This is a genomic window from Vibrio xiamenensis (genome assembly GCF_900100015.1).
Taxonomy (GTDB): domain Bacteria; phylum Pseudomonadota; class Gammaproteobacteria; order Enterobacterales; family Vibrionaceae; genus Vibrio; species Vibrio xiamenensis.
Map to the genome: position 1 here is coordinate 1 of NZ_FNDD01000034.1, position 26,146 is coordinate 26,146.

At 46.8% G+C, this 26,146-nt stretch carries 27 protein-coding genes and 1 tRNA gene; 18 read left to right on the top strand and 10 right to left on the bottom strand.

The window, feature by feature from the left end; genetic code table 11:
• Window positions 1-29 precede the first annotated feature (29 nt).
• Window positions 30-106, top strand: a tRNA-Asp gene (locus BLS03_RS21035).
• Between the two features lie 658 nt (window positions 107-764).
• Here BLS03_RS21035 and BLS03_RS21040 read toward each other — a convergent pair.
• From BLS03_RS21040 to hemC, 4 genes are read right to left on the bottom strand one after another with little or no spacing between them, the layout of a single operon-like run.
• Window positions 765-1,943, bottom strand: coding sequence for a heme biosynthesis protein HemY (locus BLS03_RS21040; RefSeq protein WP_093278594.1), 1,179 nt, complete (start codon window positions 1,941-1,943; stop codon window positions 765-767).
• Complete coding sequence (locus BLS03_RS21045) at window positions 1,943-3,172, bottom strand: uroporphyrinogen-III C-methyltransferase (protein WP_093278596.1); 1,230 nt, start codon at window positions 3,170-3,172, stop codon at window positions 1,943-1,945. The genes BLS03_RS21040 and BLS03_RS21045 overlap by 1 nt, the downstream gene beginning before the upstream one ends.
• A 3-nt stretch (window positions 3,173-3,175) precedes the next feature.
• On the bottom strand, window positions 3,176-3,916 hold the full coding sequence (locus tag BLS03_RS21050) for a uroporphyrinogen-III synthase (protein WP_093278598.1): 741 nt from the start codon (window positions 3,914-3,916) through the stop codon (window positions 3,176-3,178).
• A gap of 6 nt (window positions 3,917-3,922) precedes the next feature.
• The gene (gene hemC / locus BLS03_RS21055) at window positions 3,923-4,861 is read right to left on the bottom strand and encodes a hydroxymethylbilane synthase (RefSeq protein WP_093278727.1); all 939 of its coding nucleotides are present in this window, start codon (window positions 4,859-4,861) and stop codon (window positions 3,923-3,925) included.
• Between the two features lie 348 nt (window positions 4,862-5,209).
• Here hemC and BLS03_RS21060 point away from each other — a divergent pair, with 348 nt between their 5' ends.
• A complete protein-coding gene (locus BLS03_RS21060; protein ID WP_093278600.1) occupies window positions 5,210-7,738 on the top strand; it encodes a class I adenylate cyclase in 2,529 nt (842 codons plus the stop codon).
• A gap of 43 nt (window positions 7,739-7,781) precedes the next feature.
• On the opposite strand, the gene cyaY is transcribed toward BLS03_RS21060, so the two are convergent.
• Window positions 7,782-8,096: an iron donor protein CyaY gene (cyaY, locus tag BLS03_RS21065; RefSeq protein WP_093278601.1), complete on the bottom strand. Its 315-nt coding sequence runs from the start codon at window positions 8,094-8,096 to the stop codon at window positions 7,782-7,784.
• 75 nt (window positions 8,097-8,171) lie between these two features.
• Between cyaY and lptM the strand changes: the two genes are divergently transcribed.
• Genes lptM through yigB form a run of 6 tightly spaced genes read left to right on the top strand, consistent with a single transcriptional unit; the run spans window position 8,172 to window position 12,764 of the window.
• Window positions 8,172-8,303: an LPS translocon maturation chaperone LptM gene (gene lptM, locus BLS03_RS26240; RefSeq protein ID WP_425445124.1), complete on the top strand. Its 132-nt coding sequence runs from the start codon at window positions 8,172-8,174 to the stop codon at window positions 8,301-8,303.
• An 18-nt stretch (window positions 8,304-8,321) separates the two neighbouring features.
• Complete coding sequence (gene lysA, locus BLS03_RS21075) at window positions 8,322-9,575, top strand: diaminopimelate decarboxylase (protein WP_093278605.1); 1,254 nt, start codon at window positions 8,322-8,324, stop codon at window positions 9,573-9,575.
• Window positions 9,576-9,585: 10 nt separating this feature from the next.
• The gene (dapF, locus tag BLS03_RS21080) at window positions 9,586-10,416 is read left to right on the top strand and encodes a diaminopimelate epimerase (protein ID WP_093278607.1); all 831 of its coding nucleotides are present in this window, start codon (window positions 9,586-9,588) and stop codon (window positions 10,414-10,416) included.
• A gap of 29 nt (window positions 10,417-10,445) precedes the next feature.
• The gene (locus tag BLS03_RS21085) at window positions 10,446-11,147 is read left to right on the top strand and encodes a DUF484 family protein (protein ID WP_093278609.1); all 702 of its coding nucleotides are present in this window, start codon (window positions 10,446-10,448) and stop codon (window positions 11,145-11,147) included.
• On the top strand, window positions 11,119-12,048 hold the full coding sequence (gene xerC, locus BLS03_RS21090; RefSeq protein WP_093278611.1) for a tyrosine recombinase XerC: 930 nt from the start codon (window positions 11,119-11,121) through the stop codon (window positions 12,046-12,048). The genes BLS03_RS21085 and xerC overlap by 29 nt, the downstream gene beginning before the upstream one ends.
• The gene (yigB, locus tag BLS03_RS21095) at window positions 12,048-12,764 is read left to right on the top strand and encodes a 5-amino-6-(5-phospho-D-ribitylamino)uracil phosphatase YigB (RefSeq protein WP_093278613.1); all 717 of its coding nucleotides are present in this window, start codon (window positions 12,048-12,050) and stop codon (window positions 12,762-12,764) included. The genes xerC and yigB overlap by 1 nt, the downstream gene beginning before the upstream one ends.
• Window positions 12,765-12,786: 22 nt before the next feature.
• On the opposite strand, the gene BLS03_RS21100 is transcribed toward yigB, so the two are convergent.
• Both BLS03_RS21100 and BLS03_RS21105 read right to left on the bottom strand, forming a co-directional pair.
• Entirely contained in the window at window positions 12,787-13,380 is a 594-nt protein-coding gene (locus tag BLS03_RS21100; protein WP_093278615.1) for a tRNA-uridine aminocarboxypropyltransferase, read from the bottom strand.
• A gap of 9 nt (window positions 13,381-13,389) precedes the next feature.
• Window positions 13,390-14,406 carry a COG3650 family protein gene (locus tag BLS03_RS21105; protein WP_093278617.1) on the bottom strand — a complete coding sequence of 339 codons (1,017 nt, stop codon included), beginning with the start codon at window positions 14,404-14,406 and terminating at the stop codon, window positions 13,390-13,392.
• 38 nt (window positions 14,407-14,444) lie between these two features.
• On the opposite strand from BLS03_RS21105, the gene BLS03_RS21110 reads away from it, so the two are divergent.
• The gene (locus BLS03_RS21110; RefSeq protein ID WP_093278619.1) at window positions 14,445-14,903 is read left to right on the top strand and encodes an EVE domain-containing protein; all 459 of its coding nucleotides are present in this window, start codon (window positions 14,445-14,447) and stop codon (window positions 14,901-14,903) included.
• A gap of 44 nt (window positions 14,904-14,947) precedes the next feature.
• Here BLS03_RS21110 and BLS03_RS21115 read toward each other — a convergent pair whose 3' ends face one another.
• Complete coding sequence (locus BLS03_RS21115; RefSeq protein WP_093278621.1) at window positions 14,948-15,778, bottom strand: Cof-type HAD-IIB family hydrolase; 831 nt, start codon at window positions 15,776-15,778, stop codon at window positions 14,948-14,950.
• A 134-nt stretch (window positions 15,779-15,912) separates the two neighbouring features.
• A complete protein-coding gene (locus BLS03_RS21120; RefSeq protein WP_093278623.1) occupies window positions 15,913-16,908 on the bottom strand; it encodes an alpha/beta fold hydrolase in 996 nt (331 codons plus the stop codon).
• Window positions 16,909-17,317: 409 nt separating this feature from the next.
• On the opposite strand from BLS03_RS21120, the gene BLS03_RS21125 reads away from it, so the two are divergent.
• From BLS03_RS21125 to BLS03_RS21155, 6 genes are all read left to right on the top strand, one after another.
• The gene (locus BLS03_RS21125) at window positions 17,318-18,538 is read left to right on the top strand and encodes an EAL and HDOD domain-containing protein (protein ID WP_093278625.1); all 1,221 of its coding nucleotides are present in this window, start codon (window positions 17,318-17,320) and stop codon (window positions 18,536-18,538) included.
• Window positions 18,539-18,657: 119 nt separating this feature from the next.
• Window positions 18,658-18,999, top strand: coding sequence for a metalloregulator ArsR/SmtB family transcription factor (locus BLS03_RS21130; protein ID WP_093278627.1), 342 nt, complete (start codon window positions 18,658-18,660; stop codon window positions 18,997-18,999).
• Between the two features lie 32 nt (window positions 19,000-19,031).
• Complete coding sequence (locus BLS03_RS21135) at window positions 19,032-20,033, top strand: ArsJ-associated glyceraldehyde-3-phosphate dehydrogenase (RefSeq protein WP_093278629.1); 1,002 nt, start codon at window positions 19,032-19,034, stop codon at window positions 20,031-20,033.
• The gene (locus BLS03_RS21140) at window positions 20,030-20,530 is read left to right on the top strand and encodes a cyclin-dependent kinase inhibitor 3 family protein (protein WP_093278631.1); all 501 of its coding nucleotides are present in this window, start codon (window positions 20,030-20,032) and stop codon (window positions 20,528-20,530) included. The genes BLS03_RS21135 and BLS03_RS21140 overlap by 4 nt, the downstream gene beginning before the upstream one ends.
• A gap of 56 nt (window positions 20,531-20,586) precedes the next feature.
• Entirely contained in the window at window positions 20,587-21,804 is a 1,218-nt protein-coding gene (arsJ, locus tag BLS03_RS21145; protein WP_093278633.1) for an organoarsenical effux MFS transporter ArsJ, read from the top strand.
• Between the two features lie 396 nt (window positions 21,805-22,200).
• A complete protein-coding gene (locus BLS03_RS21155; protein WP_093278637.1) occupies window positions 22,201-23,214 on the top strand; it encodes an acyltransferase in 1,014 nt (337 codons plus the stop codon).
• On the opposite strand, the gene BLS03_RS21160 is transcribed toward BLS03_RS21155, so the two are convergent.
• Entirely contained in the window at window positions 23,211-23,531 is a 321-nt protein-coding gene (locus BLS03_RS21160) for a DUF2500 domain-containing protein (protein WP_093278728.1), read from the bottom strand. The genes BLS03_RS21155 and BLS03_RS21160 overlap by 4 nt on opposite strands.
• Before the next feature lie 275 nt (window positions 23,532-23,806).
• On the opposite strand from BLS03_RS21160, the gene BLS03_RS21165 reads away from it, so the two are divergent.
• The 3 genes from BLS03_RS21165 (at window position 23,807) to BLS03_RS21180 (ending at window position 26,106) form a co-directional block, all read left to right on the top strand.
• Window positions 23,807-24,172: a DUF4145 domain-containing protein gene (locus BLS03_RS21165; protein ID WP_093278639.1), complete on the top strand. Its 366-nt coding sequence runs from the start codon at window positions 23,807-23,809 to the stop codon at window positions 24,170-24,172.
• A 977-nt stretch (window positions 24,173-25,149) separates the two neighbouring features.
• The gene (locus tag BLS03_RS21175; RefSeq protein ID WP_093278642.1) at window positions 25,150-25,773 is read left to right on the top strand and encodes a lysoplasmalogenase; all 624 of its coding nucleotides are present in this window, start codon (window positions 25,150-25,152) and stop codon (window positions 25,771-25,773) included.
• Between the two features lie 78 nt (window positions 25,774-25,851).
• Entirely contained in the window at window positions 25,852-26,106 is a 255-nt protein-coding gene (locus BLS03_RS21180; protein ID WP_093278644.1) for a YecH family metal-binding protein, read from the top strand.
• Window positions 26,107-26,146: the final 40 nt, after the last annotated feature.

A 26,146-nucleotide genomic window follows, 5' to 3' on the forward strand; every position in this document is an offset into this window, starting at 1 on the left:
TAAGACTTTATTTAGAGACCCAATTTAGTGGAGCGGTAGTTCAGTTGGTTAGAATACCGGCCTGTCACGCCGGGGGTCGCGGGTTCGAGTCCCGTCCGCTCCGCCACTTATTTGAAGGTTCGACCTTCGGTCGAATGAGTCCCGCTTGAACGCAAGCCCGGCCATTCCGCCACTTATACTAAGCCTCAGTCGAAAGACTGGGGCTTTTTTATGTCTGGAGCAAGCGAAGCATGCTGAGCGATAGTTCAGTAGGTTAGCTTATTGACCTTGAAAGAAAAGCGGCCTGCCACGCTGCCGTAGGCATTCGAGGGTTCGAGTTCCGCTGGATTGCCAGTCCAACCGCTCCGCCACTTATACTAAGCCTCAGACTAGGTGTCCCCACTGAAAGACTGGAGTTTTTTACGTGTGTTGAAGGGTTAGCAATGCAGAAGCAGTAATTCTATGGGCTAGCTTATTTACCTTGAAAGAAAAGCGGCCTGTCACGCCGAAGGTAACGCGCCAAAACAAAGTATTAGTAGAGTCCCGCTGGAATGCCTGTCCAACTGCTCCGCTACTTATACTAAGCCTTTGATTAGGTGCCTGTTCTCGCTCGAAATGCTGTGAGTCGCTACTACTTCACTAGACAACTCTTATTAGACATTAAATCCTACTTCTCGATACCATCGCTTGCGCTAGTTATCTTGATGCTTGAATATCTTAGCTAGAATTGCGGACATAAAAAGTCGGCATGAAAGCCGACTTTTACTCAGGTAATACTTCAACAATTAGCGAACTAATGTGAGCGCTTTTTGCGAGACTTCATGTGCTGCTTTGGTCATGTTTTGTTTACCGAGCGCATCGGCAAGCAAAGCGTAATCAGACACGCTAGAGCGAATCTTCAATGCGTGTTCTAAGTGCTGCTGTGCTTGTGGCCATTTTTTATCGTGCATATAAAGTTGTGCTAATGCACTGTGGGCTTCGGCATTTTGACCATCACGCTTTAACGCATCAGAGAGGAAAGTGACCGCCGGATGGCCATCAGCCAAATTGAGTTTGGCAATAAGGCTGTATAGCTCGGTATGATTTGGGTGTTTCTTAAGCGTCTCTTTAATTAGCGTGAAGGCTTCATTATCGGCCTGACGGGCAATCAACTGTTCGGCAAAACAGGCAGTTAATGTCTGGTCGGTTTTAAGCTTTTTGCTGAGATGATCCCAATGCTCAATCACGCCCTCCGCACCACGCTTGGCTGCGACTTGTTTAAGGGCACCGCACTGCGCTTGAATCGTTAATGCTTCATATTGCGCTTCGTTAATGCATTTCTCTTTTAACAGTCTTGGCAGTAGGCTAATCAGCGCTTCCCAACGTTCTAACTCTATATATACCGTTTTTAGTGACGAAAGCAGCATATGGTTAGTTGGATAATCACCGCTGAGCGCATCTAAAGTATTCAGCGCTCGGTCGAATTCTCTTTGGCGAATGTACTGACGTGCGCGAGTTAACTCAACCACAAGATGTGAGTCTTGCTGCTCTGCCGCAAGAGCCAAGTAATGATCACGCTGATCGGTTTTTCCTTGGCTTGCTGCTGCTTCCGACGCAACTAAGTAACACAGTAAAGGCATATCATGATGTTTTGACCAACTGGTGACTTTTTTCTCAGCCTGCTTATAGTCGCCTTCCATTAGCTTGATAATACCTTCATTGGTAAGACGACGAGAGCGGCGCTGCTTTCGGACACCAAACCAATTCCAGGTTCTTGAACTGGCGTGGGCGGCTTTTTTCAATACGTATTCTAAGCCAAATAAGATCGCAAGAGCGGCGATGACAAAGATCACTAAGGTGGTGACACTCATTTCGATGGTTTTATCCGCAATCGAAATCAGTACATAGCCTTGTTGACCCGCATATTGTGTGCCGACAAATAAGCCAGCGCCCAATACGACGAATAGAAAAATAAGACGAAACATTATTTTTCCTCCGTAGTCAGCGTTGTGACTTCGCGGCGTAAACGCTCATTAATTACATCACTTAACTGTTTTTGTGTTTCGAGTTTAACTGGGTACTCAACACTGATCTTGGCTTTTTGCAGTAATGACAGTGTCTTATTAAACTCCGCGACTTTGGTGTCATCTTGATTGAGATAGTTCGTTGACCACTGTTTAGCGGTTTTAAGTGCGATGTTGTAAATGTCTTGTTGCTCGTCATACACGCCTTTAATTGCGGTTTGAAGCTGAGCTTTTAGGTTCTCACGTAGGTAGAAATCTTGCTTTGGAGATAGCAAAGGAATCACGTTGCCATCGCGAGTACGGAAAGTAATAAAGTTTTCCGAGAAGTCTTTCAGCGATGTCATCAAGTTGGTTTGCCAGTCTGAAATTTCTTCACTGACTTTTTCATCATTGACCTGAGGGGCGTCAGGTAAAATAGCATTAGCGAGCGGCAGTGCGTCTACTTGCTGCTGTAGCGATACTAAACGCAGCACTAAACCATCGCGGTCGATAAGTGGAACATTTTTCAATTTGGTGATGTCATTAGCCATCGCTTGTCTTAACGGCACTAGAGATGGGTCATTAAGCGCAGCGATACGCACATCCGCACTTTGCATCAACTTTGTGGCGCTAAACGCGTCATGTTCCAGAAATAGCTTACGTCCTGCGAGTTTTACCAAGTAATCTGCTTCAGCAAGTAACCAATCATTTGGTCGGCGGCCTTTTACGTCAGCAACTGCAATTTGTAGGCTCTTGATGCTTTTTTGCTGCTGCTCTAATACGGTTTCTACTCGGTTAGTGACTTCGGTTGCTTTACTGATCGCTTGTTGCTTAGCATCATCGACTTTAGTATTGACGTCGTTTTTAATCAGCGATAACTGTGATTCTAGCGCCGCAATACGCGCTTGGTATTGAGCATCTTTCTGCATGCCGTAATAGGTTACGCCGCCTGCAAACACAATCGAAATCAGCAAGGCTAGCGCGGCCATTTTGCCACCTTTGGCTTTTGGCGCTGGTGCATGATGATTCGTCGCTGTTTTAGCTGTGGTGGAGTTTTTGTTATCGCTTGAGCCTTGTTGTTTTTCTTTGGCCGCTTCAGGTTGGCCCTTTTTGTCGTTCACTGACGCTTTGGTATCAGAAGGCTCGACAACTACCGGAGTATTAGTCGGCTTCTTTGTTTGTTCTGAGTCGTTGTTGTTTTTATCTGTCATGGATTATCGTCCTATATTTGGCTGGAGAGTAGCCAATAAATCGGGATTTGCTGCACTGCCTGTATTGGTGACAAAGTGAAAGCCCATCGCTGTCGCTTCCTCTGCGATTCGCGCGCTAGGCACAATCAGCTTGAGTGAGTAAAGCCATGTTGGATCAACGGCGGCTATATTCGAGACAAAAAAACCTAATTGGCCGCTACTGGTAATAATCACGGTATCGACTCGGTTGTTTTGCCATCGAGGTATCAATAGAGCAGCATCAAATTCGCGATATTGCCGTTGATACACTTCTCTGTATTCTACTATCGCACCTCGCTCGAGGAGTGTGTCAAAAATGAGTTCACGTCCACCATTTCCGCGTAAAATAACGATTTGTTTTTTATTGATATCTTGTAGAGGCGCGAGCTTAAGAAAATGTTCACTATCACTATTTTGCGGATAGTTTACTTTTTGTCCGCTGACTCTGCTCAATTCTGATGCGGTTTTATGACCTATGGCAAGATAGTCACTGCTTTTCGGCCAGCTTATATGATGCTGAGATAGATAATCTTGGGTGAATGCGACGGCTTGCTGACTGATTGCGACGATAATATCGAAACGTGAAAGCTCATTTGCCAGTTGGGGAAGTTGCGAACCGGGTTGAAAGTCGAGTAAAGAGTGATGGAAGCAAGTGATACCAGCTTCCATCAATTGTTGGCATAAGGCTTGACCTTGTTTCTCAGGGCGAGTTACCAACACGGCCATAAGTGATTACTCGTGATCTTGGTAGAGTTTGTCCAATATCGCTTTGGCGCCATCATCGAGAAGCTGCTGCGCTAATTGGACCCCCATAGATTCTGCGTTGCTACGCGGGCCACGTATTTCACCGCGCACGATATGAGAGCCATCAGGTTCGCCCACTAAAGCGCGTAACCAAAGATCGTCACCCTCTAATACCGCGTAGCTACCGATTGGAACCTGACAACCACCTTGCAGAGTAATGTTCATCGCACGCTCGCATATTACGCGATCGGCGGTGTCTTGGTGTGCTAGAGGCTTAAGCAGCTCGATAAGACGTTCATCATCTAAACGACATTCAATACCCACCGCGCCTTGTCCAACGGCGGGAAGTGACTGTTCCGGTTCAATAAAGCTGGCGATACGTTGTTCAAGCTCTAAACGCTTCAAGCCTGCGGCTGCGAGAATGATGGCATCGTATTCCCCAGCGTCTAGTTTTCCGAGCCGAGTGCCGACATTACCTCGTAGCTCTTTGATAACAAGGTCAGGGCGATATGCTTGCAGTTGGCTTTGACGGCGTAAACTGCATGTACCAACGGTTGCTCCTTGAGGCAGAGCATCGATACTGGTGTAGTGGTTAGAAACAAATGCATCGCGTGGGTCTTCACGTTCACAAATGGTGACTAGGCCTAAACCTTGAGGAAAATCGACCGGAACATCTTTCATTGAGTGAACGGCAAGATCGGCGCGACCTTCGAGCATCGCCACTTCTAATTCTTTGACAAACAGCCCTTTACCACCGACTTTTGCCAATGGTGTATCGAGAATGACATCACCTTTAGTCACCATAGTGACGAGTTCGACTTCAAGACCCGGGTGCGCGCTTTGCAATGCGTCTTTAACATAGTGGGCTTGCCATAAAGCGAGAGGGCTTTTACGTGTTGCGATTCGAATGGGTGTTGCTTTGGTCATCTTGTTAATACTGTCTATCACTGAAAACATTAGATTAATCCTAACATTCTCGAAGGGAAAGTATTACTGGTAGATCGTGGAGATGAATGAATGATGAAGGAATACGGGCTAAGATTCGAAATAGTGTGATTAAGTTCTCGTTTAGAATATGGTCTATTATTAGAATCGATGGTTACGTACCAAACTATGCCGCAAATCAAAGAGAATAATTATTTGGCGCGTATTTTTGATTCGGATCGTTCAAATCTTTACCAATCAAAATAAAAGTGTTAGATTGATCACGTTTTGAGGCGCGTGTCAGACATTGATGTCAGAACGCAGAGACAAGATTGAATCAAGGACTTCACCTTGCAGGCTTACACTAAGACAATCATCCAGAGACTTGATAATCTCAACCAGCAGCGTATTGACCGCGCGCTGGCGTTGATGGATTTGCAGAGTCAACGTGTATTCCATTTGATTCCTGCGTTGCTTCATTACAACCATCCTGTTATCCCCGGTTATTACGATGAATTTGTTCCTCACGGCATATGCGGTTTTGAACCCAATGCGGTGCAGCAGCAATTTGTTGATGATACTGAATTGGTTATCGGTAAACCGTTAACCACTAGCCGAAGTGCTCATATCTTAGGCCTTTATACGATGGGTAGTACCTCATCGATCGGTCAAAGTACCTCTAGTGATCTTGATATTTGGGTATGTGTTTCCCCTGAAATGCAGGCGGAAGAACGTAGCCTTTTGACAAATAAGTGTTTATTGATCACCGATTGGGCCCAAAGCCAAGGGGTTGAAGCCAATTTTTTCTTAATGGATGAGGAGCGTTTTCGCACCAACCATTCTGAAGAGATGACGGGTGATAACTGTGGTTCGTCTCAGCACTTACTGCTGCTTGATGAATTTTATCGCTCTGCGGTACGTCTTGCGGGTAAACGCTTGTTGTGGCAAATAGTGCCACCTGAAATGGAAGAGTGTTACGACGAATATATCGGCCATATGAGCCGTGATGGTCACATCGATTGTAGTGAATGGATTGATTTTGGTAAGTTGAATCGAATTCCTGCTGAAGAATACTTCGGCGCCAATTTATGGCAGCTATATAAAAGTATCGACTCACCATACAAATCAGTACTGAAAGCGATTTTGCTTGAAGCCTATTCTTGGGAATATCCGCATACTCAACTGTTAAGTATCGACACTAAACGTCGTTTCTTTGCCCATGAGCCTGATCTCTACGGCATGGATACCTATTACTTAATGCTTGAAAAAGTAACGCGTTATCTTGAGCGTATTGGCGATCACACTCGTCTTGATCTTGTTCGTCGCTGCTTCTACCTCAAAACCCATGAAAAGTTGTCGCGTCAACCTGGTGTTGGCTCGGTCGCTTGGCGACGCGCTGCGCTTGCCGAGATGGTAAAAACCTGGAACTGGGACAGTACGCTACTTAAAGAGCTCGATAACCGTCGTAACTGGAAAGTTGAACAAGTTAAAATTGTCCATCATTCGTTGCTTGATGCGTTGATGCTGAGCTACCGTAACCTGATTCAATTTGCGCGCCGTAACGATATTACCTCGGCGATCAGTCCGCAGGACATCAGCATTCTGGCGCGTAAACTGTACGCTGCATTCGAAGTTCTGCCGGGTAAAGTCACGCTGCTTAATCCGCAGATTTCTCCCGATTTACACGAACCAGACCTGAGTTTTATTCAAGTCTTGCCTGGACGTAGCAATCCACCGGGCTGGTATCTTTATAAACAGCCACTAGAAGCACGCCGTTTGATTGGTCAGCCTCTGCTTGAGCATAACGAATACCTCAGCAAACTGGTCGCGTGGGCGTTTTTTAATGGCCTAATTACCGAATCGACTCACCTGCACTCAGTGGTGCGAGATGCCCATCTTGATATCGATAAGTTCTATCAGATGGTGAGTGACTTACGTAATACCTTCTCGCTACGTAAGCGTCGTCCATCCATGCAGGCTCTTGCAAGTCCTTGTGAAATCAGCCAGTTGGCGATGTTTATCAACTTCGAAAATGACCCAACGGCAGACTTAGGCAACAAAACCCACAAGGTCGATTTGAAAAATATCGACATCTTTAGCTTTGGCCCTGAGCAGAAATGTCTGGTAGGCAGTGTCGATTTAGTATATCGAAACTCTTGGCATGAAGTGCGTACTCTGCACTTTAGAGGCGAGACCGCAATGCTCGATGCGCTGAAAACCGTGCTGGGTAAAATGCACCAAGATGCTCTACCACCGGAATCGGTGGATGTGTTCTGTTACAGCAAAAACCTGCGTGGTGTAATGCGTAATATGGTGTATCAACTGCTGGCTGAATGTATCGAACTGCGCCTCAAACCGGTTGAGCAAACTAAGCGTCGTCGCTTTAAAGCGATGCGCATGGGGCAACAAATGTTTGGCTTGTTCTTTGAACGACGCGGTGTGTCGGTTCAAAAGCTGGAAAATTCTGTCGATTTCTATCGCAGTATCTCGAGCAACAAGCTGAAAGGTTCGCCGCTGCTGATGCTCGATAAAGAGCAAGACTTCTCTCTGCCTGATGTGGTGGATGGTTTTGCAAGTGAAGGCTTGATTCAGTTCTTCTTTGAAGACTCTGAGCACGGATTTAACATCTACGTTCTCGATGAGAGTAATCAGGTTGAGGTTTACCACCAATTCAGTGGTGAGAAAGATGAGATGATCGCCAGCGTCAACAGTTTCTATACATCGATGCGTGGTGAAGATGGCGTGGTAGACAGCTTTATTAACTTCAACTTGCCGCAGTATTATCAAATTATTCATCCGCAAGAAGGGGATGACTATGTGGTGCCATATCGCAGTGATGCTACCTCTTATGACAAGCTTAACCGCGCGGCCAATGCTTAGACTTAATATTCAATAAAAAAAGAGCACATTCAGTGCTCTTTTTTTATGCCCAATCAATGGTTTCGTTCGCGTGTTTCTCACACTCTTGCTTAACCATCTCGATTAACTCCAACCCGGTTTTGGAACATATCCAGCGTTGGTCGACATATTGAAAGTGAAAGCCACCAGATTTTGACGCTAACCAAATTTCTTTCATTGGCTCTTGGCGGTTAATGATCACTTGGCTACGGTCTTCAAAATCCAGAGTCATCACATTGCCTGTCACCTCATAATCGATGTCAGCACCAGAGTCATCAATCATCTCTTCGATAAATTCCATTTGTGTATCGGCAAGTTGATGAAATTCAGTCTCGTTCATCTTATCTGTCCTATTGCTTTTCCTGAGTGTGGTGCGATTATAGGGGGCATTGAAAGAATAATCACGAATTGGCCAATGAAAAAGACTTTATTAGCGCTATTTATCTTCTCTGTGGTGGGTTTATCCGGCTGTGGTCAAACAGGGCCGCTTTACATGCCTGCAGATACTCAACAGAATGAAACAACGAACAGCACAAATACCGATTAGTCATTAAGGAAACGTACTTTGGATTACTTTAACTATCAGGACGATGGTCAGCTTTGGGCTGAAGGCGTCACATTGACCAGCTTAGCAGAGCAATACGGCTCTCCTCTCTACGTTTACTCACGTGCCACGCTTGAGCGTCATTGGCACGCGTTTGATAAATCGGTCGGCGATCATCCTCATTTAGTGTGTTATGCCGTGAAAGCGAACTCTAACTTGGGTGTGCTTAACGCGTTAGCTCGCATTGGTTCTGGCTTTGACATCGTTTCTGGCGGTGAGCTGGAGCGAGTGATTGCCGCAGGTGGCGACCCTGCGAAAGTGGTCTTTTCTGGCGTGGGTAAAACGCCTGCGGAAATGCGCCGCGCGCTTGAATTGGGAATCAAATGTTTCAATGTTGAATCGGAACCTGAGCTGGTTCGCTTGAATAAAGTTGCAGGTGATATGGGCGTTAAAGCGCCAATCTCTTTGCGCATTAACCCTGATGTTGACGCCCATACTCACCCTTATATTTCAACCGGCCTACGTGATAACAAATTTGGTATCGCTTTTGAACGTGCGCCAGAAGTGTATAAGTTCGCGCAAAGCCTTTCTAATTTAGAGATCCATGGTATTGATTGCCACATTGGTTCTCAGCTTACCGATATCGCACCATTTATCGATGCCACCGATCGTTTGTTAAAGCTAATTGATGATCTTAAAGCACAAGGCGTGCACATTCGTCACTTGGATGTCGGTGGTGGTCTTGGTGTGATTTATCGTAATGAATTACCACCACAGCCATCAGAATACGCAAAAGCGCTATTGGCACGTTTAGACAACCATCAAGACCTAGAGTTGGTGTTTGAACCGGGTCGAGCCATTGCTGCCAACGCGGGCGTGCTATTAACTCGTGTTGAGTTCCTGAAACATACCGAGCATAAAAACTTTGCCATTATTGATGCGGCGATGAATGACTTAATGCGTCCTGCGCTTTACCAAGCATGGCAAGAGATCATTCCTGTGGCTCCGCGTCAGGGTGAAGCGAAAACCTACGATTTAGTGGGGCCTATTTGTGAAACCGGTGACTTCCTTGGTAAAGATCGTGATCTGTGCTTGGAAGAAGGAGACTTGCTTGCGGTGCGCTCAGCTGGTGCTTATGGTTTTGTGATGTCATCAAACTACAACACTCGTCCGCGCGTGGCGGAAGTCATGGTGGATGGTGAACAAAGCCATTTAGTTCGTCGTCGTGAAGAACTCCCAAGTTTGTGGGAACTTGAAAATATTTTGCCGGAGTAATCAGCATATTATGCATTTCCATTTTTCAAAAATGCATGGTTTGGGTAATGATTTTATGGTCGTTGACTGCATTACTCAGAACATTTTTTTCTCACCGGATTTGATCCGCCGTTTGGCGGATCGTCATACCGGAGTGGGCTTTGATCAGCTGTTGATTGTTGAAGCGCCTTACGATCCTGAAACCGACTTCCATTACCGCATTTTTAATGCCGATGGCAGTGAAGTGGAGCAGTGCGGTAATGGCGCTCGTTGTTTTGCCCGGTTTGTGAGAATGAAGGGCTTAACCAACAAATACACTATTGCGGTCAGTACCAAGAAAGGCAAAATGATCCTCAATATCGAAGAGGATGACCAGATTACCGTCAACATGGGTAAACCTGAGTTTGAGCCAAGTAAGATTCCATTTCGCGCCAAACAAGCTGAGAAAACCTACATCATGCGTGTAGAAGACAAAACGCTGTTTTGCGGTGCGGTCAGCATGGGTAATCCGCATGTCGTGACTGTGGTTGATGATGTGACCACTGCCGAGGTCGAAACCCTGGGGCCACTTCTTGAATCACATGAGCGCTTTCCTGAGCGCGTCAACGCGGGCTTTATGCAAGTGGTGAATCGAGGCGAAATTAAGCTGCGCGTTTATGAACGCGGCGCAGGAGAAACTCAAGCCTGTGGCAGCGGCGCTTGTGCGGCTGTGGCCATTGGTATCTCGCAAGGCTTGCTCGATGAAAAAGTAGAGGTTCATCTGCCGGGAGGAAGTCTGGTGATTGAATGGAAAGGACCAGGCAAACCACTGATGATGACCGGACCTGCAACCCATGTCTTTGATGGTCAATTGAACTGCTAATTATAAAATAACCACAATAGGAATATGTAGTGTCGCAGATTGAAGCAGACGCGCTAACCGCGGAAATCGTTGCCCAATATTTAGCGGAACACCCGGATTTTTTTCTCAATCGTCGCGAGTTAGTTGATCGCTTGTCGTTGCCACATCAAGAGCAAGGGGCGGTGCCACTTGCTTTGGTACAGATGAATCGTCAACGTCGCCGGATCGAAGAGCTTGAAGAAGACATCACAGGGTTGATGTCTTTAGCTGCCAATAACGATAAAACTTTTCACGAGTTTATGTCATTGCAAGAGCAAGTCCTAAAGTGTGAGGCTCTGGTTCCCGCATTTGCGGCGATCAAAGCGATGGCGAAAGACTTAAATCTTAGCGCTTACGTGCGTTTGCTGGATACGCCAGATGATAACTATCTTCTTAGCCAAGAAGCGTATCAGCGTTTTTCGACCAATCACCTTAACGGCAAAAGCGCTTATTTAGGTCGCTTGCGTAAAGCCGATCGTCATGCGCTTTTCGGTGAGACAAGTTCAGCGCCGGAAATGGGCTCCTACGTTGTGCTACCCCTATACAAAGGCAAAACCTTGGGGCTGCTGGCGTTTTCTAGTGATGATGGCGGTCATTTCCAGCCGCACATGGATACGCTGTTTTTGCGTCACTTAGCACTAGTGCTGTCGCACCTGATTGTTACACTGCCTTGGCAAGATGCCGATGAACGACTCTCTTCCCGCTCTCTCTAGCAGCTTACGTCGCCCTTTAGAACGTTTCTATGAATACCTTAGAGCGGAAAAAGGGCTGAGCTTGCATACCCAGCGTAACTACAAGCAGCAACTTGAAACCATGGCGCTGCAGTTGATGACGTTGGGGCTGAAAGAGTGGTCGCAAGTGGATGCTTCTTGGGTTCGTCAACTGGCCAGTAAAGGCATGCGCGAAGGTATGAAACCGAGCAGCATTGCCACTCGTCTTTCATCGCTGCGCAGCTTTTTTGATTTTTTGATTCTGCGCGGAGAGATGACGGCCAACCCAGCCAAAGGGGTTTCTGCACCGCGTAAAAAACGCCCACTGCCGAAAAATCTGGATGTGGATGAAGTTGGGCAACTACTTGAAGTCACCGATGACGATCCGCTTTCGATTCGTGACCGCGCGATGATGGAACTGCTTTATGGCGCAGGGTTACGTCTGGCTGAAATGGTCAGTATCAACGTGCGCGACATCAGTTTATCTGCTGGTGAGATTCGCGTTGTAGGTAAGGGTGATAAAGAGCGCAAAGTACCGTTTGCCGGACAAGCCAAGCAATGGGTGACCAATTGGTTGAAAGTGCGCGGTGAACTTGCCAATGCCGACGAAAAAGCGCTGTTTGTCTCTAAGCTTGGTGTGCGCATTTCCCATCGTAATGTACAAAAACGTATGGCCGAGTGGGGGCAAAAGCAATCGGTCGCTAGCCATATTAGCCCGCACAAATTGCGCCACTCATTTGCAACCCACATGCTGGAGTCGAGCAACAACCTGCGTGCGGTGCAAGAGTTGCTCGGGCACGAAAACATTTCCACCACGCAGATCTATACCCATTTGGACTTCCAACATCTTGCCACTGCGTATGATCAAGCCCACCCGAGAGCCAAAAAGAAACGGAGCGACTAATGCAGTTTTACCGCCAGCTAAATACGATTCAGGCTATGACGTTTGATCTTGACGATACTTTGTATGACAACCGTCCGGTGATTCGCCGACTTGAACGTGATATTGCGGCGTGGCTGCATAGTGAACATTCGGCCACCGCAACGCGATCAGCCAGCTGGTGGCAGCAGCTTAAAGTTGAGCTTGTGACTCAACGTCCAGAACTTAAACACGACGTGACCAAATGGCGTTTTGAACAAATTCGCCAAGGTTTAATCCAGTTAGGTTATCGAGAGCAAAAGGCTAATGATGTCGCCGAGCAAGCTATTGAGAGAGTGCTGCAGATGCGCAGTGACTTTAGCGTTCCAGAGCAAACTCATGTGGTGATGGCGAAGCTTGCCAAGCAGTTACCGCTGGTAGGCATTACTAATGGTAATGTCGATCCAGATAGAATTGGCTTAAGTGAGTATTTTCAAGTGGTGCTAAAAGCTGGCCCAGATGGCCGCTCCAAACCAGAAGCCGATTTATTTGTCAAAGCGCAGCAGCATTTAGGTATTGCTTCGCAGCACATCTTGCATGTTGGCGATCATTTGCGCACCGATGTTCTCGGCGCGAAAAACAATGGTTTGATGGCGTGTTGGTTTAACGATCAAGACCTGACGCTACATAGTGCCCATAAAGCGCGAGTGTTGCCCGATGTCGAAATCGCACGCTTGGATGAGTTGCTGGCATTGGTTTAAGGTGATTATCGATTTGACACGATTATTGACTGAATTGGTGGCCGCTTTTGTCAGCCTGAAACACGGCTAAATAGTGGCGTAAAAACTCCCTAAGCTGTGTTCCTGAGTCGGCGTAGCCTAACTCGTCGAGCAATCCTGCCCCTACTTCTAGAGTGCACAAATGCCCAGGTTGCTGATTGCGCCTTAGAGTGTAGTCTGATTCTTGTGTGACATTCAAATGCACTTGCGGCAACGCTTTTAGCCACGCGCTTTTACGCTGCATCTTCTGCGCTTCCTGCCAAGTACCATCCAAAATGATCAACAGCGGCGTTTTATTGTCTCGTTCAGCGCTTAGCTGTGCCTGATGCACGCTCATACTCTGCTCGCTGGGAAACAGCACAAATGGTTTGAGATCGGGGCGATGCATTTTTTCGGCTAACGCTGCGTCGATATCTAAACGCTGCCAGGTATGTTGTGAACAATTAGCCAGGCTTTGCGAGAGCCAGCGTCCGGTGTTGGTTTCGCGCTGCCACTCTTTTTCATGCAGCAGCAGCGCCAGTTGGAGCGGAAGGTGGCTTAAATCGGGCAACTGCTGGCACACGCAGTTGTGGTTAAGTTGGCAAATCGAGCAAGCCACGACTAATCCTTATTGCTGCGCTTTAAACAGCGTTAAACCGCCGTCGGTTATCTCATACACCACGGTTCCGACTTTTTCTTTATCCGCGATGAGCTTATCAGCGTCGAGGGTAAAGATGCGTTCAGAGAGTAGATATTGGCGCTGGTGGTGCGTCATCACGACTTGAACTTGACGGTCATTGAGTTGTTGCCAGTAGCCTTTTTCAACCGTATCGGCGTCACCATTCTGGTAACCATAAGTGGTGGTCGCCGAATGATCGGAATTGAGCGTCAGAGTTACCGTAAAGTGAGTACTGTCGGTCGCCTGTGCCTGATAGGTGGAACTCCAAGCGCGAGTTGCGTCAAAGTTCGAGGTTGCCGCGCAGCCATGCAAGGTTTTACCGTTATGTTTGAATTCGGCGCTCCAACCGTAGAGATTGTCGCTCATACCATCGGAGCAGCTTTGTTTATCTAACTGCAAAAAGCCGTCATCAAGCTTATAAAAGCGTTGATCTTGACTGATGCGAGTGGATTCTCTGGTTATCAATTGTGGCTTTTGATTGGCTTGGGTCAGAGTGACTCGCTGTTTGGCAAATTTGAGTGACCAGAACGGCTCTTGGCCAACAACACGAGTTGATTTCGCTGGTTGGCTGCACAGTTCAGGATTATCGGCGCTGACAAAGTTGAAATGATCCACCACAAAACGCGCGGTAAAATCGGCATCCAGCCCGGTGTGGCTTGGTGTTGCTAAGTGACCGACTAATTCGGTGTAGAGCGGTTCATAGGGCGCGGTGATAAGCGGTTTTAGCTGGCGCAGCTTATCGTCTGAAACATCGAGCCAATACTGATGCTGGCTGTCACAGGGCATAAATGATTGCGACTCTCGACCTAACACCACTTGGCCACGCATCACAAAAGTGGGCGCTTGCACGGCACTGTCATCAAGCGAGACTAAAGATTGATTTGCTGGTGGGTTGGTCGGTGTGGTGCTGCATGCCACCAGGAGAAAACTGACCAGTAATGTGGCTGGGTTTCTTAGTGCCTTCATGTTATATCTTTCCACTCCAGAATTAGATGGCGAGTATTATGGCATATTGGTTATTTAAAACCGAACCCGATGAGTTTTCTATTCATACACTGCGCGTGCGTGGTACGGCGTGCTGGGAAGGCGTACGTAACTATCAAGCGCGCAATATGTTGCGAGATGAGGTGAAAATAGGCGATCTCGTGCTTATCTACCACTCATCATGCAAACATGTTGGAGTGGCAGGCATTGCGCGTGTGGTCAAAGAAGCGTATCCCGATCATTTTGCATTTGATATCGAAAGTGATTACTACGATGCCAAGTCGACGCCAGAAAATCCACGTTGGGTGATGGTGGATATCGAATACGTATCGACCATGAGTCGCATCATTACCTTGGGTGAAATGAAAGCCATGCCCGAACTCGAGTCAATGCCACTGGTGCGGCGAGGTAATCGGTTATCCATCATGCCAGTCAGCGAGCAAGAGTGGCAGGCGATTGTGAATAAAGACAACCAATAAGCAAAAGGCAGCCTAAGCTGCCTTTGGTGATCTTTGACGGTTAATTACAGAAGGTGGTCAACCAAATAGTGCGCGACGGCGTCGTCAGCGTGACTGCCAATCACTTCATTCTCTGGCAAGGCTTGAATCAAGCGATCATGCGCGGTGCCCATAATCAGTCCTTTACCTGCCATTTCTAGCATCTCTTTGTCATTCATACCATCGCCAAACGCAATGCAGTTCTCAAGCTCTAAACCAAGCGATTTCGCCACCGCGTTGAGCGCTTCGCCTTTTGATACATCGGCTGCCATCACTTCCAAACACCATGGTGTTGAGAATGACACATTAAGCTGATCGCCAAATTGTTGGTTAAGTTGCTGCTCAAAACGCGCCAAACACTCGTGATCTTTGTCAGGATGAGTGAAAAACACTTTGGCAATGCCCGCAACGGGTGCCGCGTTTGGCTCAAACAGTTTGTAGCTAAAACCAGATTCATTATGAAATGCACGCAGTACCTGATCTTCACGGTTAATCAACCAGTTTTCGTTGCGGTACATGTGAATGAAAATATCTGGGTTTTGCTGATGAATGACATCAATTACCGGCTGAACTAACTGCTCTGGAACGTTTTTGCTGTACATCAAATTGTCGTTTTGGTCGTGTACGCGCGCGCCGTTAGAAGTGATCATATAAGCGGGAATACCGGCGAGTTCGCGAATGCCTGCGACATCGACATGGTGGCGTCCAGTCGCAAAAATAAAGGTATAGCCTTGCTGATGAAGCTGCTTAAGAGTCTGTTTGGTGAAGTCACTTAGCTGGTGGTTAGGGGCGAGTAGGGTGCCATCAAGGTCAGAGGCCACAATACGGAAAGGGCCCTGGTTGCGTACTTCTGTCATATCATCCTCTGTGTGAGTGAGCGTCTTAGCCCAAAAAAACAAAATCTGGGTTGGCGCTCAGTTTACTGCAATTGAATGAGGAAAAAGAGGGTAAAAAAGGCCAATCGTGATTTCCTATTTTCCCAACTGAGATCTTACTGCGAATGTTGGTTAAAAAAGCTCAGCAGGGTATCCAGCGCTTGATTGCGGTATTGGTCTTGTTCAAACAACAATTCATGGCGTGCACCATGAATGATGGTAAAACCACATTTATGATTGGTACGCGCGAGCTTCTTAATAAATTTGATTTGTGCGGCGTTAGACACAATCGCTTCCTCGCCTGCTTGCATCAGTAGCAGCGGGATTTTGATCTGTCGAGTCAGTTGAATGGACTGCTTGGCCGCCATCAGTGATTGCCACACCCAGCGCGTACTTGGACCGCCAAGTTTTAGCTCGGGTTTGTTCTCATATAGCTGGCGAAACCATTGATAACGAGGCAGGCACTGACTGAGCGGATTAGCCTCGAATGGCTTGGGGTAATACGCTTGATGTCCAGGTGCATAGACGGGTTTAGGATTAAATGCGGTCAACAGTTGGCTTATCAAAGCTGCCACAGGTCTGAGGTACCAAGGCAAGTGAATACCAAACATCGGCGCACTTAATGCCATGGCAGTAAACGGGTGCTGCGGGTGGGTTTCGATATAACGCGTCGCAATGGTGCCGCCCATCGAATGCGCCACGAGGTGGCGAGTGGGGTATTTATCCAGATCAAACAGCTCAACCATGTGCTCCATATCGAGCACATAATCGTTAAATTCATTGATGTGACCGATTTGCGGATCGTCGGTTAAGCGTCCGGAAAGCCCTTGGCCGCGATGGTCATAAGAGTAGATGTCGTAACCTTGCTGAAACAGATCGTGAAACAGCTCTTGGTATTTCCAAGCACTTTCAATTCGACCGTTCACAATCACCAATGCTTTGGTGTGCTGTGGATGAGTAAATTTGACCCAATAGAGTTTAGTACTATCGAATGACTTGGCGATCCCTTCACTGCGTTGCTGCCAAAACTGCGCAATGTGCGTGGAGCTGGCGTCAGCAAATTGTGCCTCTTGAGTATAGGCAGGCAAAGATGGTGATTGGTGTTCAGACATAGACAAACTAATTGGGTAACAAAAAACATCAGCCTAGAGTATGTGGGTTTGATGGACAAGAGTCGAGCAAAAATCCACACCATATAGCAGGGCGTGATCGACCAGCCGTTTTGTTTGTCACTGGCGATAATCGTAGGAACTTTTGTTATGCGATATGGTCACAACCAAGTTGAAAATTAACTCTTTAGTTTATCCGCTTGGTTGGCAGCAGCATGCTGGTATCAACCTTTGAACACGATTGCAGCGCTTATGGTTTAATCCTGTTTATTAGCTGCCGCCTTATTACTCTATATAAATACACAGTTGTGATCTTTCTCCACCGCTTTTCCATCAAGTGACGGTTTTATATACACTTTATGGGTATTGAGCGGTGTAACAATGTCGCACAACAAACGAGGTTTGTGTAGGTATGCACGATACCTATGTGGCGCGGCAGCCTATTTTTAACGCCCGGCGCCAAACGTTAGGTTACGAAATCCTATTTCGAAATGGTGAGAACAACGCTTACCCTGCCGACATTGACCCAAACCGTGCAACATACCGTTTGATCGTCGAAAATTTTCTCTCTCTTGGAACCAACCCAGCCATGCGCGGTTCGCGCTGCTTTATTAATTTTCCATACCAAAGTCTACTCAACCGATTACCGCTCAGTTTGCCGCGTAAAGAAATAGTGGTTGAAGTGCTGGAAAGTTGCCCGCCAAATGATGAGCTGTTTGCGGCGCTGCAAGAATTACATCACCGTGGCTACCACGTGGCGTTGGATGATTTTGTTTATACACCGCAGTGGGAGCGTTTTCTGCCTTTGGTGCAGATCATCAAGATTGATATTCAGCAAGTGGGGTTAGATGCCGCTTGTGAATTTGTGACTCGCCGACTTAGGCAAGGTTGCAAGCGCAAATATCTGGCCGAGAAAATCGAAACCGAGCAAGAATATGTTCGCGCCCGCTCGGCAGGTTTTAGCTTCTTTCAGGGTTTTTTCTTTAGCAAGCCACTACTGGTGAAGCAACGCTATTTCAGCCCTGAGCAAATGGTGGTGATGGAGCTGTTTCAAGAAGTGTGCAAACCTGTGGTCGATTTCGAAAAAGTAGAAAGCATCGTTTCTAAAGATGTCGCGGTTTCCTACCAGTTGATTAAGTTCGTTAATGCGATGTCAGATCGGCTTGAAGTGTCGATCTCTTCTTTTCGTCAGGCTTTGGTCTATTTAGGCCAAGACAAACTCAAGACTTTTGTGTCACTGGCGATTGCGTCGTATATCTCATCGACTAAGCCGCCTGCACTGTTTGATTTATCGCTGCAGCGCGCCCAGTTTTGCTTACTGATGGCTCGTGATAATCCATTTCGTGAGTTTCACGACCAAGCGTTTCTCATTGGCCTGTTTTCTATTCTTGATGCTCTGCTTGATCTGTCGTTGGAGCAGTTGGTCGGTCAATTGCCACTCACCGAAACAATTAAATCGGCGTTATTGGCGCGAGAAGGGCCGCTTGGTACTTTATTATCGATCGAAGAGTGTTTTGAACGCGGTGATTGGCAAGGCGTGAGCCGCGGTTGTCAATCACTCAAATTACCCACCCACATTGTGTTGAAAAAACTCACCGAAGCACAACATTGGAGCCACAACTTTCGCCGTTAGATGGCGCTCCATTCCTTTCCATCCCTGTTATTAAACTTTTGTGACATTTCGTGTTTGCCGATTGCCATGCGGTTTTACTTCGCTATGATATACGCATATCCATATATGAGTATGTTTTTATGTTGCCCCATCAGTTCTTCAAATTACTTTCAGACGAAACGCGCGTTCGCTGCTTGCTGTTGATTGTCAAAGAGCAATGCTTGTCGGTTGGAGAGCTGACCCATGCCCTTGAGCAAAGTCAGCCGAAGATATCGCGCCACTTGGCTCAGTTACGCGCAAGTGGTGTGCTGGTCGATGTTCGTCAAGGTCAGTGGGTATTTTATCGTCTCGCTGAATCTCTGCCGGGATGGATGCAATTACTGATCGACAACTTGGTAGCGTCAAACTGCTTAACTAAAGAATATCAACAAGATAGTGAAAGGCTGCATGCGATGGCCGAGCGTCCCGTGTGCTGCCAATGATTTCTGCCACTTTTACATATTGAGGGAAACTTATGGCGATTAAAGTCGGTATTAATGGGTTTGGTCGAATCGGACGTTTAGCTATGCGTGCTGCGTTTGATTGGCCGGAAATTGAATTTGTACGCATCAATGATGTTGCTGGTGATGCCAACACTTTGGCGCATCTGTTGGAATTCGATTCCGTGCAGGGGCGCTGGCATCATGGCGTGACGGCGCAAGGCGAGCACATTGTTATCAACGGCCATGCAATTCATACTACTCAACAAAAAGATATCAGTGCGGTGGATTGGTCAGATTGCGACGTGGTAATTGAAGCGACTGGCGTGCACCGTAAAACCAGTTTCCTTAATCAATACCTTGAGCAAGGCGTGAAACGTGTGGTGGTTTCTGCGCCGGTTAAAGAGCCGGGTATCGCCAATATCGTGGTTGGGGTGAACGATGAAATTTTTGACCCAGCCGTGCATCGCATCGTAACTGCGGCATCCTGCACCACCAACTGTATCGCCCCAGTGGTTAAAGTCATTCACGAAAAATTGGGCATCGAGCAATCTTCGTTTACCACCATTCATGATTTGACCAATACTCAAACGATCTTGGATGCGCCACATAAAGATTTGCGTCGTGCTCGTGCATGCGGAATGAGCTTGATTCCAACCACAACCGGCTCTGCGACCGCGATTGTCGAAATTTTCCCTGAGCTAGCAGGCAAAATTAACGGCCATGCGGTACGTGTTCCACTGGCTAACGCTTCGTTAACCGACATCATTTTTGACGTCAAACGCGATACCACTGCGCAAGAAGTCAATGAACTTTTAAAGCAGGCTTCACAAGGCGAACTAAAAGGCATTCTTGGCTTTGAAGAGCGTCCGTTGGTATCAATTGATTATCGCGGCGACCAGCGTTCAACCATCGTTGACGCGCTATCAACCATGGTGGTGGGAACGCGTATGGTTAAAATTTATGCTTGGTATGATAACGAAATGGGTTATGCCACGCGCACAGCAGAGCTAGTGAAGAAGGTGGGATTAGCATGAGCGAATTACATCCAACATGGACATTACCTTTAGAATCAGGCGCTTTGGTATTAATGCCGTGCCCAGGTACCAAACAAGCCTCGCTTGAAGCTTCAATGACGCAACTGGCGAAGCAGGGCGTAAGCACGATAGTGACTGCAATCAGCGATTGTGAAATGGACGAGAAAGGCGTTGCCGATCTCGGCGCAGTGGCAAAGCAGCACGGTATTACTTGGTTTCATGCACCCATTGAAGATGATTGCGCGCCGGATGAGGCTTTTTTGGCAACTTGGCAGACATTCAACTCTCAATTAAAGCAAGCACTACAAAACGAGCAAAACGTCGCGCTGCACTGTATGGGGGGCTCTGGTCGCACAGGATTGCTCGCTGCGCACCTACTGCTTGAGCTCGGTTGGTCACTGGATAACATCATCACCGAAGTACAAGCGTTAAGACCCGGTGCGTTTACCAAGCCAGTACAGCTTGAGTACATCCAAAAGGTTGCCAACCAGGGTTAAGGGCTTTTGGGCACCCATGATCCAAATGCCTTAAGACCATGTTGAGGGAGTCAAACATGCTGGCAAATCTAAGCCATAGTGTGAAGCAATATATGTTGGTGACGTTCAATTATTGGAACTTCACCATCACCGATGGTGCGCTGCGAATGCTGGTGGTGCTGTATTTTCACCAGCTTGGTTACAGCGCGCTGGAAGTTGCTTCGCTGTTCTTGTTTTACGAGTTTTTTGGCGTTGTGACCAATTTAATTGGCGGTTGGCTCGGGGCGCGGCTTGGCCTCAATCGCACCATGAATATTGGCTTGGCGATGCAAGTCGTGGCGCTGCTGATGCTGGCATTGCCGAATGTATGGCTCACCATACCTTGGGTGATGGCGGCGCAGGCGTTATCGGGAATCGCCAAAGATCTCAACAAGATGAGCGCTAAGAGTGCAATTAAAACCTTAGTGCCAAGTGGTGAACAAGGACGCCTCTATCACTGGGTTGCGGTGCTGACAGGTTCAAAAAATGCGTTGAAAGGGCTCGGCTTCTTTATCGGCGGTTTATTGCTGTCGTGGATTGGCTTTCAAGCCGCAATGCTGGTGATGGCGCTGGTATTGAGCTGCGTGTTTGTTGGCAGTCTGATTAGCCTTGATGGCGATATCGGTAAAGCCAAATCTAAGCCAAAGTTTTCACAATTGTTTTCCAAATCCCCGCCGATCAATATTCTGTCGGCGGCACGTATGTGTTTGTTCGGCGCGCGTGATGTCTGGTTTGTGGTGGCACTACCGATTTATCTCGGCAGTGTTTTTGGTTGGGATTATCTTTGGGTTGGCGGTTTTCTAGCGTGCTGGATCATCGCTTATGGCGTAGTGCAAGGTTTTGCGCCCAAGATTACCGGTAAGGCGAGTGGACGAACTCCCGATGGTCATGCAGCGTTCTACTGGGCTGGCTTACTGACCTTGGTGTGCGGCGCGATTGCCTATGCGGTTCAAATGCAATGGCAACCGCAACTGGTGATTGTGGCCGGATTGATGCTGTTTGGCGCCATCTTCGCGGTGAACTCATCACTGCACTCTTATCTGATTGTCAGCTATGCCAAAGATGACGGTGTGTCATTGGATGTCGGCTTTTATTATATGGCCAATGCGATGGGGCGCTTGATCGGGACTTTGCTTTCAGGATGGATTTTTCAGCTTTATGGGCTGGTGGGGTGCTTATGGATTTCGGTGGCGTTGCTGCTTGCGACCACACTGATTTCGCTGAAATTGCCCAAACTCACTCAAGCTGAGGCTTAATCCAAAGGGTAAAAAAGATAGGCTGACTGCAATGCAGTCAGCCTTTTTATTGCTCCTAAAAGTAAGGAAAATGGAGCAACAAATTGGTCAGCAAAAGTCTCTTCAGTCACGAAAGCGAAAAGGGAAAAACCTTCGTATCAACACAGACTTGCTGGACATTAAGGCGAACCCATCTCACAGAGAAGGGAGCCTTATTCTAGACCGAATTGGATTCCGGACGGTGTCTCAATTGAGAGAAGTTGAGTGCACTATCATTTAAATGAGCGCAAACTGGACTCAAGATCTTTTCTTCCTTTGTCGCTGACGATAGCTTGTAAAACAACTTGTTAAAAATTAACAGAGGGGTTTTTGGTGCGTGCTATAGTCGCCGAGAATTTGCAACAAGGATAAGGTGATATGAGAGAAAGGGTGCTGTTTTTTGACTTGTTACGCTGCGTGGCGGCCGTTGCGGTGATTGCCATTCACGTTCTCGCACCTTATCGAGATGGCTTGGGCGTTATTCCATTCGACCACTGGGTGACTGCGGTGAGCGTCAACAGTGTCACGCGCTGGGCGGTGCCAGTGTTTATTCTGATCTCGGGCGCGTTGATGCTCAGTGATGACAGGCCATTCAACGCCTCTTACTATGTTCGGCGCAGGCTTGGGAAAGTGTTGATCCCGTTCTTAGTGTGGTCGCTGTTTTATGCTTATTTGTCGGGCTGGACAGCGCAGGGCTATGACCCAGAAGTGAGTAAAGAGGTGCTAAAGCATAGCCCTGAGCATGCGACCTATTACCACCTCGGTTTCTTCTACTACTTTATTCCTCTCTATTTCGTGGTGCCGTTTTTGCAGTTAATGGTTCAGCGCCTCGACACTTCGGCGATTGTCGCATTCACGGCCGTGTGGTTGGTGACAACTGCCTGTTACCTATTTCGTATTGACGGGCCATGGAGCCACGAATTGTGGCTGTATACGGGCTACTTAACGCTTGGCTATCTTTTGTATAAAAAGGTGCCGCTTAAAGGTTGGATCATTACCACTTTCATTTTGTTAGGTTCTGCAGCGCTGGTGTGGACCGTATTTATGGTGGTGATGAACAGCATAGAAGCCGATCATTATACCGTTGGACGTTGGCTCTCTTACAAAACCATTAACGTGGTGCTGGCCGCCAGCATGATCTTTATGTGCTGTAAACATGTTGGTAATGTTTTTTCTGAGCGTACCCAGCGCATTATCAGCTTTATCAGCAAACACAGTTTAGGTATCTACCTACTGCATCCGATTTTCCTCTGGCCAATGAAAGCTTATGGTTGGTATCAGGGACATCCGGTATGGGTAATCCCATTGTGGGTGGTTTTAAGTGGCGCTGGAGCACTGTGTGTCAGCTGGCTGGTGAGCCGCAGTACCAAAACAAGTTGGTTGTTGCCTTAACGCTTTAAAGCAAAATGTACGAATTTATCGCCGCGATAAGTCAAAACGCCTCTATCGCCTGGGTTTAGGGCCTGAAAATAGTGAATACCGACTTGGAATTCACGTTTGGGCCCAAACTGACCTTTCTTAACCCAAATCCAATATTCCTGCTGTTCATTTTGGCATGTCGAATCGATGGCTTGCTTATCCAGTATCGTAATGTCAGCGGTTTTTTCGACCGCGTTACGCCCTTGTTGATGTTGCTGATATAGACGGCTACAGGCCCATGCAGCCAAGGCGATTAGCATCGCGATCGCCAAATAAATCGATAATGGCATGGTAGTAGACAGTGACATAGCAACCTCCTTAGTGAGTCGCTATTGTATGTTTTTCCTCAGTTTATTCCGTTAGCTGTCCAGTGCTTTGCGAGTGATATCTGGTTCAAGCGTCAAACTTCGAGTCATGTCACTTGTTTGTTGATGCAGAGAGTGTGACCTCTATCTTAGTGGTTGATTAATTTGCATAAATTGACTTGTCAGTCGGAATTAAATCGGGGTAGATATAGAGGAATCCACCAACAGCCCCTAGACTAACAATGGGATGGAGGAAAGCTATGTCTGATATTGAAAAAGTGGTATTGAGGACGCGTAAACTTGAAAACTTACTCAGAGTTCAATATCACGCCCAAGGTCGAGGGCTTCACCAGCTCATCACCAGTTGCGAAGAGCGCCTACCTCACGATGTGATCGCTAAGCTACGTTTCATTGCGACAATCCGCAACAAAACCGTACATGAAGATAATTACAAGCTCGATGATCGCCGCGCCTTTATACAGGCTTGCGATGAATGTGAAAAAGAGCTTACGCCGAGAAGTGGACGATTTATTTGGCGCGTTGCCGTGTCTTTAATGGTGTTGAGTACACTCGCAGCATTGGCTTTTTACTACGTCCATTGGGACATGTTAGCGGAACATTTCTAATACGATGAAGGCGAGTTACAGCTGAATGAGCTTCGCGTTGGCTTGAAGTATTGAGCGCTGGGGGCACAAAAGTAATAAATAAAAAGGGACGCAGTGCGTCCCTTTTTATTTATTGTTTTTTTGACTAGTACATCAACGGCAGTGTCATCAAACCGACTACTACTGCGATCATTACAAGTCCTTGTTTTTGTGAAGATGTAATCATAACACTGCTCCTATATTGGTGATGTTCAACTTCATGCTTTTTAGACTATCAGGTTTATTGGTCTTTGATCAAGCATTATTTTTGAACGACTTAAAAGTCTTACTTTAAATTGGCAAAACAGCCTATTTTTAGGTGTTTAAACATGGACATTTGCAGTGTTTATATATTGTTCTTAATGGTTTTATTATGCTCGATATTGTTTTAAGTTATTGAATTTATTTTAATTTATTTTGTTTTAAAAAGTATACAAAAGAAGTTTGTTGTTTTTATGGGGGTCAATGGTGGTTGGTGTCAGTTTTTCTGCTTATTTTCAATTTTATTGGTGACGATAAAAGATTTTTTACGTCGTATGGCTGGTCGTATAAGCGCTGAAGGTTTTTTTTCTTCATCAAGGGTGCTACCAGAGTGTTTATTTATCATCGACATGGAAGTCCGGTTTTATGTGGATAAATTTAAGTAAATTATTGATTTTATATGTTTTAAATATCTAATTTTGACTTTTAATATTAAAAAGCAAACGGTTGCTTTGTTTTTTGATATTGCATTTTGTTGGTGTTTTCATGCAGAGAGCTACGTGGCTTTGGATTTTCGGGCTCTACACAAACAGCGAAATAAAAAGGCATTGATTTAGATTAAAAGTCTCTATAACCCTTGCGCGAGAAGTGTTTTATAGGATAAATAACCCTAATCAAGATCGAAGTTTTCATGTCGTCTGCTGGACTTATCATTCGGTGCGCCTAAACTGGCGGCGGAAATAACAAGAGGTGTTTGCATGTGGAGCTGGCTGTCCGTCGCGCTTTCTGGTTTTATTAGCATTTCGGCTAATGAGCGTAATCAAAAAATTCAGGCTGCTGTATTTCACGCGTTGAGCTTAATTTTGCTGATCGTTATGTTAGTTCATCGTCCAGAGTCACAAATGACGTCTGGCGTATGGATTGCTGTTGGTCTGATTATCTCGATGGTTGCCGACACCCTGTATTTGTTTAAACGTCATCTGCGCCTCACATTTGTGGCTTTTCTTCTCGCCCAGCTCAGCTATAGCAAGTCGTTCTGGCTGCTGTTGTCTGGCGATATTGTGTGGTGGGTGCCCTCTATGTTACTGGCTGGTGGTATTGTGGCGTTCTTCCTGTTCCTCCCTTTGATCGACCGTTTAATTTTCCCTGTCGCAATTATGGGCATGATGCTGTTGCAGCTTAACTGGGCAGCTGGGCAAGTGTGGTTACTCACACCGACTTGCGCCAATGCGCTCGGTATGGCGGGCACCATAGTATTAGCGTTGTCGGCGGCTCTGCTTGCAATTTACGATCACAAGCGCTCATTCCGTGGCGGACGATATTGGATCTCAGGCAGTTATTTGTTGGCGCATTCTCTTATTACGGCATCAGTGCTTATCTAGCATCAAAGTTTCTACGCTGAGAGTGGCGTATGCTGAGTAGCTCGATTCACCCATATCAGCAAACGCAGCGAGGAACGTATGTCTGAACAAATTCACGCCCACAAAATTCTTAACTTGCTTAAGGCCACACCCATGGCGGAACTCGAATTACGCCAATTCATCACTGAGCAATATGGTCTTGATGCCCGTTTTCGAACCTGCAAACTGCAAGGCTTTGACTTTGATAGCTTGTTTGATTTTTTTAAAGAAAATCAGAAGATTATTGAAGTCGAAAACAAATGGACCATGAACCAAGCGAAAGTGTGTGACCATGACCATGACCATGAGCACTAAGCCGTTTCCTGCCTAGTCGCCATTGAGCTGGTGCGAAGTT